Below are 13,689 nucleotides of genomic sequence, written 5' to 3'. Positions count from 1 at the left end.
CGGGCACCGCGGATGAACTCTTCGCCACCCCACCCCGCTCGCTGACGCGAGCGACCCTCCCCCTCCAGGGGAGGGTGAGGCTTGCAGCGGACTCATTGCCCAACGCAATCGCCGCGTCCGCGGGAACTCAATCGTCGAAGCTTTTCCCGCTGCGCCCGGCCTTGATGTCGCCGCGGCGCTTTTTGCCTTCGAGGCGGCGCTTCTTGGAGCCGAGGGTCGGCCGGGTGGCGCGGCGCGGGACCGGGCGGACCATGGCTTCGCGCAGCAACTCGAGCAGGCGATCGATCGCATCCGCCTTGTTGCGCTCCTGGGTGCGGAAGCGCTGGGCGTGGATCACGATCACGCCCTCCTTGGTCATGCGCTGGCCGGCGAGGTTGATCAGCCGCAGCGCGGCGTCTTCCGGCAGCGCGATCTTGCTGGTGTCGAAGCGAAGCTGGGCGGCGGTCGAGAGCTTGTTGACGTTCTGCCCGCCGGGCCCCGACGCGCGCACGAAGCTGATCTTGATATCGTCCTCGTCGATCGCAAGATTGCGGCTGATCCGCAGCATGGGGCACCAAACAGCTGATGCCGCGCGGACCGCACGGCGCGAGCGTTGTCTAGCATATTTGCTGGCCGAAGCACCCGCCCCGCACCGCGGCGCGCTCCCTCACGCCGCTCTTGCGGGGAGAGGGGTGGGGTGAGGGGCGCTCTCCGCGAGTCGCAGCCGCTCGGCTGTGCGGAGACGCCCCCTCACCCGCCCGGCTGCGCCGGGCGACCTCTCCCCGCACGCGGGGAGAGGTTAGGTCGTGCTCGGGGTTGGCCGCTAATTCGCCCGCACCGGCGGTGGTGTGCCCGCCGGCTTCACCGCGTTGGGATCGGCGGCGGCCTGCGGGGTGCGGCCGACCACGACGGTGAGGAGGCCGTCCGACCACAGACGCTTGGCAGCGCGGCGGGCGTCGTCCATCGTCACCGCGTTGATCACGGCGCTGCGGTTGTCGATGTAGTCGATCGGCAGGCCGTCGTTTTGATATTGCAGCATCGCCTGGGCGAGCTTGGCGGACGTATCCAGCGACAGCATCTGCGAGCCGTTGAGATACGACTTCGCCTCGTCCAGCTCCTGCTGGGTGGGGCCCTCTTCGGCCATCCGCTTCACCTCGGCTTCGATCGCCTCGATGCTCTGCGTCGCGCGGTCGGCGCGCGTGCCGGTGGCGCCGGTGAATAGCGCCGAGTGCTCCATCCAGATCATCGATTCGTAGATCGAATAGGCCAGGCCGCGCTTCTCGCGGACCTCGCGATACAGCCGCGACGACAGCGAACCGCCGCCGAGGATGTGGTTGACGACGTAGCCCGCCATGAAGTCCGGATCGGCGCGCTTGAGGCCCGGGCCGCCGAACATCACCACGGTCTGCGGCACGTCGAGCGGCACGAAGCTGCGCTGCGGCGGCTTGGTGGCGACGACGTCCGGCACCGGCGTCAATTGCGCCTTCGCCGGCAGGCTGCCGAAGGTCGCGTCGAGCAGCTTTGCCAGCGTGTCGGCATCGACATCGCCGACCACCGCGATCTTCAGCGTGTCCTTGGCCAGCACCTTGCCGACATACGCCTTCATGTCGTCGAGCGTGACGTTCGGCAGGCTCTCCAGCGTGCCGGTCGAAGGCCGGCCGTAAGGGTGATCACCGAACGCGAGTTCGAGAAACTTGCGGCTCGCCATGGTGTTCGGATCGAGCGACTGCCGGCGCAGCGTCGAGATCAGCTGCGCACGGATGCGCTCGACATCCTTGGCCTCGAGCCGCGCCGAGGTCAGCGAGGTGTGCAGCAGGCCGAACGCTTCGTCGCGGTTCTCCTTCAGCATTCGCAGCGAGCCGCGGAAGTAATCGCGGGTGACGCTGTAGGACAGCTGGATGGCGCGGCGGTCGAGCCTCTCGTGGAACGTCGCCGAATCCATGTCGCCCGAGCCTTCGTCGAGCAGGTTGGCCACCATGTGGCCGACGCCGGGCTTGTCGGCCGGATCCTGGCTAGCGCCGCCGTCGAACGAGTACTCCATCGAGATCAACGGCACGGTGGCGTCCTGCACGAACCAGGCATGGATGCCGCCGGGCGTGACGAGATTCTGGATCTTGGCCGCGGCAAGACTCGGCGAGGCAACAGCGAACGTCAGGGCGGCAGCGAGCGCGACGCGCTTCAGGAAACGAACGGCGATGCTCACGAACGCTTCTCCTCGGGCTTCGGCAGCGTGCCCTTGACCAGATAGCCGGTGACCGAACGATTGCGGTCGAGGAACTGCTGCGCCACGGCGCGAACCTCCTCGGCGGTGACGGCGCGGATGCGGTTGGGCCAGGTCTGGATGTCCTGCACGGTCAGCCCCGACGTCACCGCGGCACCGTACCAGCGCGCCAGAGTGGCCTGATTGTCCTGGGCGTAGATCGCCTCGGCGATCAGCTGTGTCTTGACCCGTTCGAGATCCTCGGAGCGGATCGGATTAAGGACGATGTCGGCGATCACATTGTCGATCGCCTTCTCAATATCCGAGAATTCGACGCCGGGCTTCGGCGTCGCCGCGATCACGAACTGGCTGTCGTCGAGCGCCGTGCCCTGATAGTTGGTGCCGACGCTGATCGCGAGCTGCCGATCGATCACCAGCGCCCGATACAGATACGAATTGCTGCCGCCGCCCATCAGCTGCGCCAACACTTCCAGCGCGGTGCTCTCGCCCTTCGCGGCGGTGTGGGCCGACGGCACCAGATAATAGCGCCGCACGCTCGGCTGCTCGACCCGCGGATCGGCCAGCGTCACAGTGCGCGGGCCGGCCGGGGTCGGCTCCTGCGGCCGCATGCGCTGCGCCGGGATCGCCGGCTGCGGCGGGATCGAACCATAGATGCGCTCGATCATGGGCCGGATCTGATCGGCCTCGACGTCGCCGGCGATCACCAGCGTGGCGTTGTTGGGCGCGTAGAACCGGCGATAGAATGCCAGCGCGTCGTCGCGGTCGAGCTTCTGGATCTCCTGATGCCAGCCGATCACCGGCCGGCCGTAAGGGTGGTTGAGATACAGCGCCGCCATGATCTGCTCGGTCAGTCGCGCGTCGGGATTGTTGGCGACCCGCATGTTGTACTCTTCGAGCACGACGTCGCGCTCGGGCAGCACATTCTCGTCCTTCAGCACCAGGCCGGTCATGCGGTCGGCCTCGAACTCCATCATCCGTTCGAGCTGGTCGCGCGGCACGCGCTGATAGTAGCCGGTGTAATCGTACGAGGTGAACGCGTTCTCGTTGCCGCCGATCTTCAGCACGGTCTGCGAGAACTCGCCGACCGGATGCTTCGACGTGCCCTTAAACATCAGATGTTCGAGGAAATGCGCGAGGCCCGACTTGCCGGGCGTCTCGTCGGCCGAGCCGACCTTGTACCAGATCATCTGCGTCACCACCGGCGTGCGGTGATCCGGGATCACCACCACGGCGAGGCCGTTCGGCAGCGTGAAGGTCGCGGGCGGATTGGCCGTCACGGTCTGGGCGCTCGCAGCGCCGGCGAGGCACAGCGTGGCGAGGACGGCGAAGGCGGCACGCAGCGGGGAAGCGAATGCGGTCATGGTCAGGCGATCATCCCGGTGGGAGAGGCCGGATCGGTCCGGCAGCACAGCGCGGCGGCGCGCCCCGACGGGGCGCACCTTGGCGAATTACGATGGTGTGAAGATCGAACGCGGGGCGGCGGGGCCGCATCCTGCGGGAGGAACGAGCTCTGTGAGAAGCTCGGGCCCTGGATCAATTGCTGACTTCTTTGCCCGTCATCACGTCGATGCGCTTGTTGCCGAGCGCTTCCTTCGGACCGGTGCCGTAAGCGAAGTTCGGCGACGGGGTCTGATAGCCGCTCGGCGGCTGGGTCAGCGTCTCGCGGGTCGGCTCGCCGGTAAACGGGGCGGTCTCGGCCTTGTTGCTGCCGCCGAACAGGCTGGACAGGCTGCCGTTGAAGCCGAGCTGCGACGGGCTCAGCATCGGGTTGTTGACCTGATTGCCGGGCTGGGTCGTGTCGCCATTGGCCTTGTTGGAATTGGAGTCCGAACGAACTGCGGCCAGCTCCGAGGGCATCAGCGGACGCGCGGATTCCTGCGGCGTCGGCTTACTCTTGCGGGCGGCAGCACGGGCCTCCTTGCGGGCCTGCACGTCCGGGTCCTTCGGCCAGTTCGGCGCGTTGACCTGCTGGGCGGAAGCCTCCGGCGGTGGCAGATCGAGATTCCGCGGCACCACCAGCGGCGAGCGTTCGCGATACTCGATACCGGAATTTTCCATGTTGGTGGCGCCGATGCCCTTCATCAGGCCGCCGATCAGCTTGTCCTCGAACGAGCGATCATCGTCTTCGGCCTCTTGCGCCCGGGCGATGCCGCCGGTGAGTACCAGCCCGACACCGAGCGCGACTGCCGTCACGCGCACCGCACGCAGCAGCGCCGTCGAGGCGTGCGACATCGAGAAAGAGGGCAAGGTCTGGCGCATGGCGTTGATCCTGTTCACGTCTTGCGATCGATCGCCGGCCGCGACAGGTCGCCGGCGCGGGCTTCGCCGCGGTGCCCGTATCGTCCGGGATCAGGGCGCTTTTGCGGCGGGTACCCCGAAGAAGGAGTCATACAGCAGCGCCGCGACGCCGACAACGATCGCCGCGTCGGCAAGGTTAAACACGTACCAGCTGTAGGTTTTCCCCGCGATCTGGACGTGAAACAGCGCGAAATCTACCACCGCCCCATAGGCCACCCGGTCGATCGCATTGCCGACCGCGCCGCCGATGATCAGGCCGAGACCGATCGTCGCAAGCCGCGTGGTCGAGCGCGACATCCAGATCGCCAGCACCACGATCGCCACCGCCTTGAACGCCAGCATGACGGCCTGCCCAACCGGTCCCTGGTCGGAGAACCAGCCGTAAGAGATCCCGGTGTTCCAGGCCAGAACCAGATCGAAGAACGGCGTGATGCTGACCAGCCCCTTGCGGGCCAGCTCGAAGCCGAACAGCAGCCACATCTTGGTAGCCTGATCGAGCACCAGGGCGATGACGGCGGCGAGGATGCCGAGACGGACGGGCGAGGTCATGACGCGGAGCCCGCCCCATCACGAAGCGTCGTCCCCGCGCAGGCGGGGACCCATACGCCGTGTCGGTTCGGTGGAGACGAGGCATCAGTCACGGCTGGGCCTCGCCGCACCCACTGTCGTCATGCCCGGGCTTGACCCGGGCATCCACGACACGAGCACCGAGCTTGCGGCCTTGGATGGCCGGGTCAAGCCCGGCCATGACAGCTGAAATCGGGGAGGCATCACGCTCAAGCCGCCGCGCCGCCGAGCGCCTTCCACTCCCGCAGCGCCTGGGCGTCGCGGGGGGAGACGTCGGGGTAGTCGGGATCGCTGCCGACGCTGGACAGGATCTTCCAGGAGCGGGCGCATTTGGTGCCCTGCGCACGCTCGACCATCACGGCGACGTCGGCGAGCTCCGGCAGCCGGAACGCATCCGCCGGCGGCATGTCGTTGCCGCGCAGGATCTCGACCATCGCGTTGGAGGTGATGCAGATCTCCGCCCAATCGACATCGAAGATGTCGCCCATGAACGCCTCGGGCAGATAGATCATCGGCGAGGCTTCGAGTGACGAGCCGATCCGCTTTGCGGCGCGTTCGACTTCCAGCGCGCCGGTAACGACACGGCGCACCGCGCGGATCAGCGTCCACTTCCTGGCCAGCGCGTCGTCCCGATAGGCGCCGAGGTCGAGCGGAAACAGCGTCAGATGCACGCTCGGCTCGGCGTCGGGGCGATACATCGTCCACGCCTCGTCGGCGGTGAACGACAGCACCGGCGCGAGCCATTTCAGGATGGCGTCGCAGATGATGTCGATCGCGGTCAGCGCCGATTTGCGCGCCAGCGACGACGGCGGGTCGCAATACAGCGTGTCCTTGCGAATGTCGAAATAGAACGCCGACAGCTCGGTGTTCATGAATGCCGCGAGCGAGGACACCACCGTCTTGTAGTCGAACTCCGCATAGGCGGCGCGGATCGTGGCGCTCTGCTCTGCGAGCTGATGCAGCATCAGCCGCTCCAGCTCCGGCATGTCCTCGAACGCCACGGCCTCGTCGCGCTTGTAGTGATGCAGCGTGCCGAGCATCCAGCGGATCGAGTTGCGCAGCTTACGATAGGTCTCGACGACGTTCTTGAGGATCTCGGGGCCGATGCGCTGATCATCCGCGTAGTCGGTGGCGCACACCCACAGCCGCAGGATGTCGGCACCGGACGAGGCGATCACCTTGGCCGGATCGGTGGTGTTGCCGAGCGACTTCGACATCTTGCGGCCCTGCTCGTCGAGCGTGAAGCCGTGAGTCAGCACCACATCATAGGGCGCGCGGCCGCGGGTGCCGCAGCTTTCCAGAAGCGACGAATGAAACCAGCCGCGATGCTGATCGCTGCCCTCGAGATACATCACCGTGTCGGCGCCGCCGTCGACCTTGCGGCGGATGCCGGCGAGGCCGGGGAAGTGAACCGGATCTTCCAGCACGAAAGCATGCGTCGAGCCGGAGTCGAACCAGACGTCGAGAATGTCGTCGACCTTCTGCCACGCTTCGTTCGTGCGCCAGCCGAGGAAGCGCTCGCGCGCGCCCTCCACGTACCAGGCGTCGGCGCCTTCCTGCTCGAACGCCTCGGCGATTCGCGCATTGACGGCGTCGTCGACCAGAATCTCGGCCGCCCCGTCGCCGGCCTCGCGCACGAACACCGCGATCGGCACGCCCCAAGCGCGCTGCCGCGAGATCACCCAGTCGGGCCGCCCGGAGATCATGCCGGTGATGCGGTTCTGCCCGGCCGGCGGGACCCATTGGGTGACGGAGATCGCCTGCAGCGCCCTTGCTCGGAGAGTATCACCTGTCACCGCATCGCTGCGCGCTCCCTCTCCCGCTTGCGGGAGAGGGTTGGGGTGAGGGAGCCCCGAGGATGGCGTCCCGCTGTGGACCCCCACCCCCGACCCCTCCCCGCAAGGGGGAGGGGAGAGGATGTCCTTGTCCATCGCGATGAACCATTGCGGCGTGTTGCGGAAGATCACCGGCTTCTTCGAGCGCCACGAATGCGGGTACTGATGCTTGAGCTTGCCGCGCGCCAGCAGCGCGCCGCGCGCGATCAACTCCTGAATCACCGCCTCGTTGGCGTCGCCCTTCTCGCCCTTGTCGTTGATCACCCGCTTGCCGGTGAAGCCCGGCGCCTGCTCAGTGAGCGCGCCGTTTTCATCCACCGTGTAGGGGATGGTCGAGGCAATGCCGCGCGCTTCCAGCGCCCGGGCATTCTGCGTCCAGATATCGAAGTCCTCACGGCCGTGCCCCGGCGCGGTGTGGACGAAGCCGGTGCCGATGTCGTCGGTGACGTGCTCGCCGTCGAGCAGTGCCACGGTGAACTCATAGCCGCCGGCAAGCCCCTTGAGCGGATGCGCGCATTCGATCGCCTTCAGAACATCGGGGGCGACGTCCGAGACTTTCTCATACGCGACCACGCGCGCCTGCTTGAACACGCTCTCGGCGAGCGCGTCCGCAAGGATCAGCAGATCGCCGGTCTTCGCCCAATTATCAGCCGGCGCATCGGTGACCTTGTAGAGACCGTAGCCGATCTTCGACGAGAAGCTGATCGCGCGGTTGCCCGGCAGCGTCCACGGCGTGGTGGTCCAGATCACGACGCTGGCGTCCTTGATCGACGCATCGCCGGTTTTGACCGGAAACTTCACCCACACCGTATCGGACGTGTAGTCCTCGTACTCCACCTCCGCCTCCGCCAGCGCAGTCTTCTCAACCACGCTCCACATCACCGGCTTGCTGCCGCGATACAGCGTGCCGTTGGCGGCGAATTTCATCAGTTCGCGGGCGATCTGGGCTTCGGCGAAGTAGTCCATCGTCGCGTAGGGATGATCCCAGTCGCCGATCACCCCTAACCGCTTGAATTCCTCGCGCTGCACGTCGAGCCACTTCTGGGCGTAGGCACGGCATTCCTTGCGGAACGCGACCATCGCGGCGGAGTCCTTGAAGTTCGGCTTCGGCTTGCCCTTACTGCGATAGTTCTCTTCCTCGATCTTCCACTCGATCGGCAGGCCGTGGCAGTCCCAGCCCGGCACGTAGTTGGAATCGTGGCCGAGCATCTGCTGGCTCTTGGTCACGACGTCCTTGAGGATCTTGTTCAGCGCATGGCCGATATGGATGTGGCCGTTGGCGTAAGGCGGGCCGTCGTGCAGGACGAATTTGGCACGGCCCTTGGCGCTGTCGCGCAGCTTGCCGTAGAGGTTCATCTCTTCCCAGCGCCTCAGCATCTCCGGCTCGCGCTGCGGCAGCCCGGCGCGCATCGGAAACTCCGTCTGCGGCAGGAAGAGCGTCTTGGAATAATCATTGCCGCTCTGGGCGGCGTCGGTCTTGGCGGGCTTGTCGGTCATGGCGGCGTGAATAGCGGTTTTGCGGAGGTTCGGAAAGGTGCCGGTTGCGCCTGACCTCCAAAAGGCTAGTCTGCTCGTCGATGGAGGATTGCCATGTCCGTCAGGCCGCCTGCGGAAATCTTTGAGGAGTTGAAGAGGCTTCGTCGCGAAGGCGACACCCGGCCGCTCGACCGCCTGCTTGCAGACATGCACTCGGCCCTCCCCGGACCGCCGGCTTCGGCGAGCAGCCTGATTCGGGGGCTGGAAATCCGCGCATTGGCCGATCGCGTGTTCGCCGATCCGGCAAAGGCGGAGGGCTGGCTGAACCGTCCCAATCGCGCCCTGAGCGGTCAACGCCCGATCGATTTGCTGCGCGACGAGCTCGGCGCCGCGGTGGTCCGCGAGGAGCTCGAGCAGATCGACCACGGGATCTTCGCTTGACGTTCGATCATGGAGCTGTGGCGGATTTCTAATTACGCCGATCTCACCGGGGAAGGCGGCATCAGGGCAAGCGGTCGATGGCACAGCCGCGGCCGCCGGGTCGTCTATCTGGCGGATCACCCATCAAGCGCGCTGCTGGAAATGCTCGTCCATATGGACCGTGAGTTTCTGCCCGCGACCTTCCAGTTGCTGCACCTGACGATTTCGGATCGGGTCGCTGTCGAAGCTGTCCGGCTCGATCAACTGCCGCCGAATTGGCGCGATCGGCTTGAGATCAGCCGGCGGTTTGGCGACCATTGGCTGGAGCAAAGCACCCGTGCGCTGCTCCGCGTCCCGTCAGTGATTGTGCCGCAGGCCAAGAACTACCTGCTGAACCCGGCCCATCCCGAGGCAGCCGAAATCACCATCGACGAGATCATCCAGGCTCCGTTCGATCCGCGACTGATCGGCGCGTAAAGCTCCGCTCCGCTCCGCTCAGCCCTTCCCCAGCAGCTTGGCCGGGTTGCCGCCGACGATCGCATTCGCGGGCACGTCGCGGGTGACCACGCTGCCGGCGCCGATCACGGCGCCGTCGCCGATCGTGATGCCGGGCAGGATGATCGCGCCGCCGCCGATCCAGACGTCGGTGCCGATCGTGACCGGGCGGCCGAATTCCAGGCCGTCACGGCGGGTGGCAGCGTCGCGCGGGTGGTCGGCGGCGTAGATCTGCACTGCCGGGCCGATCTGGGTGCGGTCGCCGATCTTCACCGGCATGATGTCGAGGATCACGCAGTTGAAATTGAGAAAGACGCCGTCGCCCAGGAAGATATTGTAGCCGCAGTCGCAGAAGAATGGCGGCCGCACCACGACGCCGGCGCCGAGATGACCGAGATGCTCCGCCAGCAGCACGCGCCGCTCGGCCGCCGGCTGCGCGCCGGAGACGTTGTAGCGCGCCATCCAGACCTTGTTGGCGACCTCGTCGGCGGCGAGCTCCGGGCTGCCGGGCCGATACAGCTCGCCGGCCAGCATCTTGTCTTTCTCGGTCTTGCTCATGCCACCTCGCCGAGCGTCGGAAACGCGCCGGGGGCGGCGGCGAGCGCCGCTTTGGCGCGGGCGCTGTCGTCGTCCATCTGGCGGATCAGCGCCTCGATGCTGTCGAACTTCTGCTCCTCGCGGATGAAGGCGATGAAGGCGATGTCGAGCTCCTCGCCGTAGAGCTGCTCCTTGAAGTCGAACAGGAAGGTCTCGAGCAGCGGCGCGCCGTTGTCGAAGGTCGGGCGGCGGCCGAAATTCGCCACGCCGTCATAGCGCTTGCCGCCGCGCGCGACCCGCACCGCGTAGATGCCGTGTTTCAGCGTGCACTCGGGATCGAGCCGGATATTGGCGGTCGGATAGCCGAGATCGCGGCCGCGTTTTTCGCCATGGATCACCTCGCCGGTGATGAACCACGGCGCGCCGAGCATGTCGGTGGCGGCGGCGATGTCGCCGTCTTCCAGCGCCTTGCGGATCGCGCTCGACGATACCGGGTGTTCGCCGAAGTCGATATGCGGCTGGACGTCGACCTCGATGCCGAGCGCCGGCGCCTCGCCGACCAGCATCGCGGGCGAGCCGCCACGGCCCTTGCCGAAATGGAAATCGTAACCGACCGCGATGCCCTGCACGCCGAGCCGGTCGATCAGCTCGTGCTGGATGAAATCATGCGCCGTGGTGGCGGCGCGGTTGGCATCGAAACGCAGCACCACAGCACCGTCGAGGCCCGCGCCGGCGAGCAGCCGCAGCTTGCCGCGCTCGTCGGTGAGCCGGAACTGCGGCGCGTCGGGCGCGAAGAACTTGCGCGGGTGGGGCTCGAACGTCACCGCAAACGCCGGCGCCTTGCGGATCCGCGCCATGTCGAGGCACGCGCCGATCACGGCGCGATGGCCGCGGTGCACGCCGTCGAAATTGCCCATCGCCACCACCGCGCCTTTCGGAATAGCGGACGCAGGGGTGTCATCGCGGATCACGACAAAGCCAGTCATTTCGGATTTCAATTCATCGCTTGAAAGGTGGGAGCCGCGACCGTGACGCCGAGCGGTACGGGAAGTCAAGGCGCAGACGCCCCGAACACCGGCGGGGCTCCCCGCCAATCATCTAAGGGCAAGTCGTTGGATAGCTTTCCGTCATGGCCGGGCTTGTCCCGGCCATCCACGCCTGTTCGGCATCTCGGTCAGCAAGGCGTGGATTCCCGGGACAAGCCCGGGCATGACAAGCAAGGGGACGATCGCGGCGGCTAGCCGCCGCGCACCGGTGGCACTTCCAGCTTGTCGCGGCGGCAGGCGCGGCGGTCGATCTCCTCGCAGGCACGGAACTGCAGGTCCTTGCTCATGCAGATCCGCACCTCGGTCAGCCGCGTGCGGTCGCAGATCACCGAGATGGCGGAGGTGCTGAGCCCTGGGTTGGCCTTGACGAAAGCGTCCTCAACCTCGGCCGGCGTCACCGTGCGGGGCTCCTTGGCGTCGATGAAGTCGGGCGGGACGCGGACGGCGGCGCGTGCCCTACGGATGTTCTCGAAATAATCGCGCGCCGAGGTGCCGGCGCAGGTGCCGTGTTTGTCCCATTCGTTGTAGATCAGCCCGGGCGCCGGCATCAGGTCGAGCATCGAGTTCATGATGCGCCGGTCAAGCCGCGGCGACGGCCTTTGGCAATATTCCGGGAAGCCGCGCTCATATTGCGGCCACAGCCCGTGCACCACGAAGGAGAACGGCCGGCCGCCGCACTGGATCTGCTGCGAGCGCCCGCTGTTGCCGCGCTCCGACGCCTGCTCGCAATAAGACGGTGACCACGACAGCGCCAGCACATAGAAATCGAACTCGCCCGGCGCATTCTGCCGGGTATCCTGCGCCGCAGCCGTGGTTACGACAAACCCTGCCGCGCAAGCCGCAACGGCGGCGAACATCGATCGCCAGCGAAGGTGAAAGCCACGCATGATGATGAAGCCTTGCTCCCGGATCTTCGGCGAGCCTAGCGATCACCTAGGAACGTTTCAAGAACGCAAATAGTGGAAGGCCGCGGTTCCCCCAGTCATTCCGGGGCGCCCGCCCTTCGCGGGCGAGCCCGGAATCCAGACGTTGTGGAAACAGCGGAGTCGCAGAACTTATCGAGATTCCGGGTTCGTCGCTGCGCGACGCCCCGGAATGACGGTACGCGGGGAGATTCTGAGACATTCGATGGCTGCACAGCCATCGCGTTTGGTCTCAGCCTTACGGCCGCGCCGCCTTGCAGGCCGGGTTGAACGCCCAGTTGCGGTCGAGACCGACGATGCAGAACTCGATACCGTCGGCGAAACCGGCAAGGCCGCCGTCTTCGATGATCGAATAATGCAGCCGATGCACCTTGCCGTCATTGAGCAGCGCATCGCCGGTGCAGTAGCGGCGCGGAATGTTGTCGCTCTGCCAGGGCCGGAACGCGACTTCCTGGATCCGCGCGTAGCCGGTGATGCGCAGCGCCGAATTCCAGTAGGTGCCTTCCTTTTCGGCGAACTGGTGGGTGATCGACGGTAGCCCGGCTTCGCAGGCCGGAAGATTGCCGTCATAGCGCGGGCCGGACAGCCAGAAATTCATCTCGAGCGGGTTGGCGGCCTGCGCGGTCGGCGCCAGCGCGAACACTCCCAGCCAGGCCGCAAGACCGGCCGCGGACGATTTCAGAAAAGCAACGCGCATGGATGACTCACCGATCTTGACTGGCGCGGACGGTGCCGCGAAGCCCTGCCGGGGTCAAGTGCAGCGCAGCCACACCTGCACACATCCGGCGGGCCAGCAGCCGCGCGTTCTTTCCATCGCCATCCCAAGGCATTAGACTTGCCGGAGTGATGAAGGAGATTCTGATGCGTATGCTGAAGGCTGCCGGCCTTGCCGTCCTGTGTGCCATGCTGACCGGCACTGCCGCTCGCGCCGATACCGTGCCGGCCTTCAAGGGCAACGATACCGGCGGGATCATCTCCTACAATCTGGTCGGCGTCGCCGACGTCAAGACGATGGCGATCGAGCACTGCGCGCGCTACGGCAAGGTGGTCAAGCTGCTCGGCGTGCAGGCCACTTACGGCGGCTACATCTCGTTCTCCTGCCGCTGGGTGCCGTACGGCTCGACCGAGCGGCCGCTGCGGGTCGGCTACTGAACGTAGCGCAGCGATGTGCCGCGCTGCCAAGATGCGTTTCTGGCTGCTGCCGCTTCTGGTGGCCGTTCCCGTGACCGCCGCTCAGGCGATTGATCTTCCGACCCGCAAGCCCGGGCTGTGGGAGCTGAAGATGCAGCGTCCCGGCACGGCCGGGGACGACGTCACCATGCAGCATTGCACCGACGAGACCACCGACAAGAAGATGACGGCGGCGGTGCAGCCGATGGCCACCGAGGCCTGCACCAAGCAGGACATCCAGAAGACCGCGACCGGCTACGTCAACGACACGGTGTGCAACATCGCCGGCATGACGACCAAGTCGCATGCGGAGATCAACGGCGACTTCAATTCAGCCTACACCGTCAAGGTGACGTCGCAGAACGAGAACCCGCTGCCCGGCGTGCCCAAGAACGCCAGCATGGCACTCGACGCCAAATGGCTCGGCCCCTGCAAGGATGGCCAGAAGCCCGGCGACATCGTGATGCCCGGCGGCATCAAGATGAACATCGCCGACATCGAGAAGTTGAAGGCGCTTATGCCGAAGAAGTAACGGCTCCCCGAGTCATTCCGGGGCGCCCGTACTTCACGGGCCAACCCGGAATTCAGAGGTTGTGGAAACGCTCCCCCCACCCATAGAGATTCCGGTTCGCGCTGCGCGCGCCCCGGAATGATGGGGTGGACGGCCCCCGAACGGCATCGATGTGCCAGACTGAGGTTGTCGTAACTTCAGACGAGGGAGC

At 66.2% G+C, this 13,689-nt stretch carries 14 protein-coding genes; 4 read left to right on the top strand and 10 right to left on the bottom strand.

Annotated elements, in window-relative coordinates; all coding sequences use genetic code 11:
• Positions 1-127: 127 nt before the first annotated feature.
• From arfB to ileS, 6 genes are all read right to left on the bottom strand, one after another.
• Positions 128-547: an alternative ribosome rescue aminoacyl-tRNA hydrolase ArfB gene (arfB, locus tag D4Q52_RS25515; protein WP_119859393.1), complete on the bottom strand. Its 420-nt coding sequence runs from the start codon at positions 545-547 to the stop codon at positions 128-130.
• A 255-nt stretch (positions 548-802) separates the two neighbouring features.
• Positions 803-2,182 (bottom strand): M16 family metallopeptidase, encoded by a 1,380-nt coding sequence (locus D4Q52_RS25510; protein ID WP_119859392.1) that lies wholly within the window; start codon positions 2,180-2,182, stop codon positions 803-805.
• Complete coding sequence (locus D4Q52_RS25505) at positions 2,179-3,561, bottom strand: M16 family metallopeptidase (RefSeq protein WP_119859391.1); 1,383 nt, start codon at positions 3,559-3,561, stop codon at positions 2,179-2,181. Before D4Q52_RS25505 ends, D4Q52_RS25510 begins: the two co-directional genes overlap by 4 nt.
• A 172-nt stretch (positions 3,562-3,733) precedes the next feature.
• Positions 3,734-4,459 (bottom strand): hypothetical protein, encoded by a 726-nt coding sequence (locus D4Q52_RS25500; RefSeq protein WP_119859390.1) that lies wholly within the window; start codon positions 4,457-4,459, stop codon positions 3,734-3,736.
• A 90-nt stretch (positions 4,460-4,549) separates the two neighbouring features.
• Positions 4,550-5,047, bottom strand: a complete 498-nt coding sequence (gene lspA / locus D4Q52_RS25495) for a signal peptidase II (RefSeq protein ID WP_119859389.1) — start codon at positions 5,045-5,047, stop codon at positions 4,550-4,552.
• A 227-nt stretch (positions 5,048-5,274) separates the two neighbouring features.
• The gene (gene ileS / locus D4Q52_RS25490) at positions 5,275-8,397 is read right to left on the bottom strand and encodes an isoleucine--tRNA ligase (RefSeq protein WP_119859388.1); all 3,123 of its coding nucleotides are present in this window, start codon (positions 8,395-8,397) and stop codon (positions 5,275-5,277) included.
• 93 nt (positions 8,398-8,490) lie between these two features.
• On the opposite strand from ileS, the gene D4Q52_RS25485 reads away from it, so the two are divergent.
• Both D4Q52_RS25485 and D4Q52_RS25480 read left to right on the top strand, forming a co-directional pair.
• Positions 8,491-8,817 (top strand): MbcA/ParS/Xre antitoxin family protein, encoded by a 327-nt coding sequence (locus D4Q52_RS25485; RefSeq protein WP_119859387.1) that lies wholly within the window; start codon positions 8,491-8,493, stop codon positions 8,815-8,817.
• A gap of 9 nt (positions 8,818-8,826) precedes the next feature.
• Entirely contained in the window at positions 8,827-9,273 is a 447-nt protein-coding gene (locus tag D4Q52_RS25480; protein ID WP_210210165.1) for an RES family NAD+ phosphorylase, read from the top strand.
• 18 nt (positions 9,274-9,291) lie between these two features.
• Here D4Q52_RS25480 and D4Q52_RS25475 read toward each other — a convergent pair whose 3' ends face one another.
• The 4 genes from D4Q52_RS25475 to D4Q52_RS25460 form a co-directional block, all read right to left on the bottom strand.
• Positions 9,292-9,849, bottom strand: a complete 558-nt coding sequence (locus D4Q52_RS25475; RefSeq protein WP_119859385.1) for a sugar O-acetyltransferase — start codon at positions 9,847-9,849, stop codon at positions 9,292-9,294.
• Positions 9,846-10,814 (bottom strand): bifunctional riboflavin kinase/FAD synthetase, encoded by a 969-nt coding sequence (locus D4Q52_RS25470; protein ID WP_119859384.1) that lies wholly within the window; start codon positions 10,812-10,814, stop codon positions 9,846-9,848. The genes D4Q52_RS25475 and D4Q52_RS25470 overlap by 4 nt, the downstream gene beginning before the upstream one ends.
• Before the next feature lie 251 nt (positions 10,815-11,065).
• Positions 11,066-11,761 (bottom strand): ribonuclease T2 family protein, encoded by a 696-nt coding sequence (locus D4Q52_RS25465; protein WP_119859383.1) that lies wholly within the window; start codon positions 11,759-11,761, stop codon positions 11,066-11,068.
• A 274-nt stretch (positions 11,762-12,035) separates the two neighbouring features.
• Positions 12,036-12,494 (bottom strand): hypothetical protein, encoded by a 459-nt coding sequence (locus D4Q52_RS25460; protein ID WP_119859382.1) that lies wholly within the window; start codon positions 12,492-12,494, stop codon positions 12,036-12,038.
• A 164-nt stretch (positions 12,495-12,658) separates the two neighbouring features.
• Between D4Q52_RS25460 and D4Q52_RS25455 the strand changes: the two genes are divergently transcribed.
• Together D4Q52_RS25455 and D4Q52_RS25450 are read left to right on the top strand one after the other, a co-directional pair.
• Positions 12,659-12,949 (top strand): hypothetical protein, encoded by a 291-nt coding sequence (locus D4Q52_RS25455; protein ID WP_119859394.1) that lies wholly within the window; start codon positions 12,659-12,661, stop codon positions 12,947-12,949.
• 31 nt (positions 12,950-12,980) lie between these two features.
• Positions 12,981-13,499, top strand: a complete 519-nt coding sequence (locus D4Q52_RS25450) for a DUF3617 domain-containing protein (RefSeq protein ID WP_182915446.1) — start codon at positions 12,981-12,983, stop codon at positions 13,497-13,499.
• Positions 13,500-13,689 lie beyond the last annotated feature (190 nt).

Source organism: Rhodopseudomonas palustris, assembly GCF_003591005.1.
GTDB lineage: Bacteria > Pseudomonadota > Alphaproteobacteria > Rhizobiales > Xanthobacteraceae > Rhodopseudomonas > Rhodopseudomonas palustris_K.
The sequence above is the reverse complement of the archived record's forward strand: the minus strand, read 5'-3'. Positions and strand labels throughout refer to the sequence as shown.

Bases quoted from the DNA above. Each gene is read 5' to 3' on its own strand.
- D4Q52_RS25470 (WP_119859384.1), bottom strand. From the start codon at position 10,814: ATGACTGGCTTTGTCGTGATCCGCGATGACACCCCTGCGTCCGCTATT.
- lspA (WP_119859389.1), bottom strand. From the start codon at position 5,047: ATGACCTCGCCCGTCCGTCTCGGCATCCTCGCCGCCGTCATCGCCCTG.
- ileS (WP_119859388.1), bottom strand. From the start codon at position 8,397: ATGACCGACAAGCCCGCCAAGACCGACGCCGCCCAGAGCGGCAATGAT.
- D4Q52_RS25480 (WP_210210165.1), top strand. From the start codon at position 8,827: ATGGAGCTGTGGCGGATTTCTAATTACGCCGATCTCACCGGGGAAGGC.
- D4Q52_RS25475 (WP_119859385.1), bottom strand. From the start codon at position 9,849: ATGAGCAAGACCGAGAAAGACAAGATGCTGGCCGGCGAGCTGTATCGG.
- arfB (WP_119859393.1), bottom strand. From the start codon at position 547: ATGCTGCGGATCAGCCGCAATCTTGCGATCGACGAGGACGATATCAAG.
- D4Q52_RS25455 (WP_119859394.1), top strand. From the start codon at position 12,659: ATGCGTATGCTGAAGGCTGCCGGCCTTGCCGTCCTGTGTGCCATGCTG.
- D4Q52_RS25505 (WP_119859391.1), bottom strand. From the start codon at position 3,561: ATGACCGCATTCGCTTCCCCGCTGCGTGCCGCCTTCGCCGTCCTCGCC.
- D4Q52_RS25450 (WP_182915446.1), top strand. From the start codon at position 12,981: ATGCGTTTCTGGCTGCTGCCGCTTCTGGTGGCCGTTCCCGTGACCGCC.
- D4Q52_RS25465 (WP_119859383.1), bottom strand. From the start codon at position 11,761: ATGCGTGGCTTTCACCTTCGCTGGCGATCGATGTTCGCCGCCGTTGCG.
- D4Q52_RS25460 (WP_119859382.1), bottom strand. From the start codon at position 12,494: ATGCGCGTTGCTTTTCTGAAATCGTCCGCGGCCGGTCTTGCGGCCTGG.
- D4Q52_RS25485 (WP_119859387.1), top strand. From the start codon at position 8,491: ATGTCCGTCAGGCCGCCTGCGGAAATCTTTGAGGAGTTGAAGAGGCTT.
- D4Q52_RS25500 (WP_119859390.1), bottom strand. From the start codon at position 4,459: ATGCGCCAGACCTTGCCCTCTTTCTCGATGTCGCACGCCTCGACGGCG.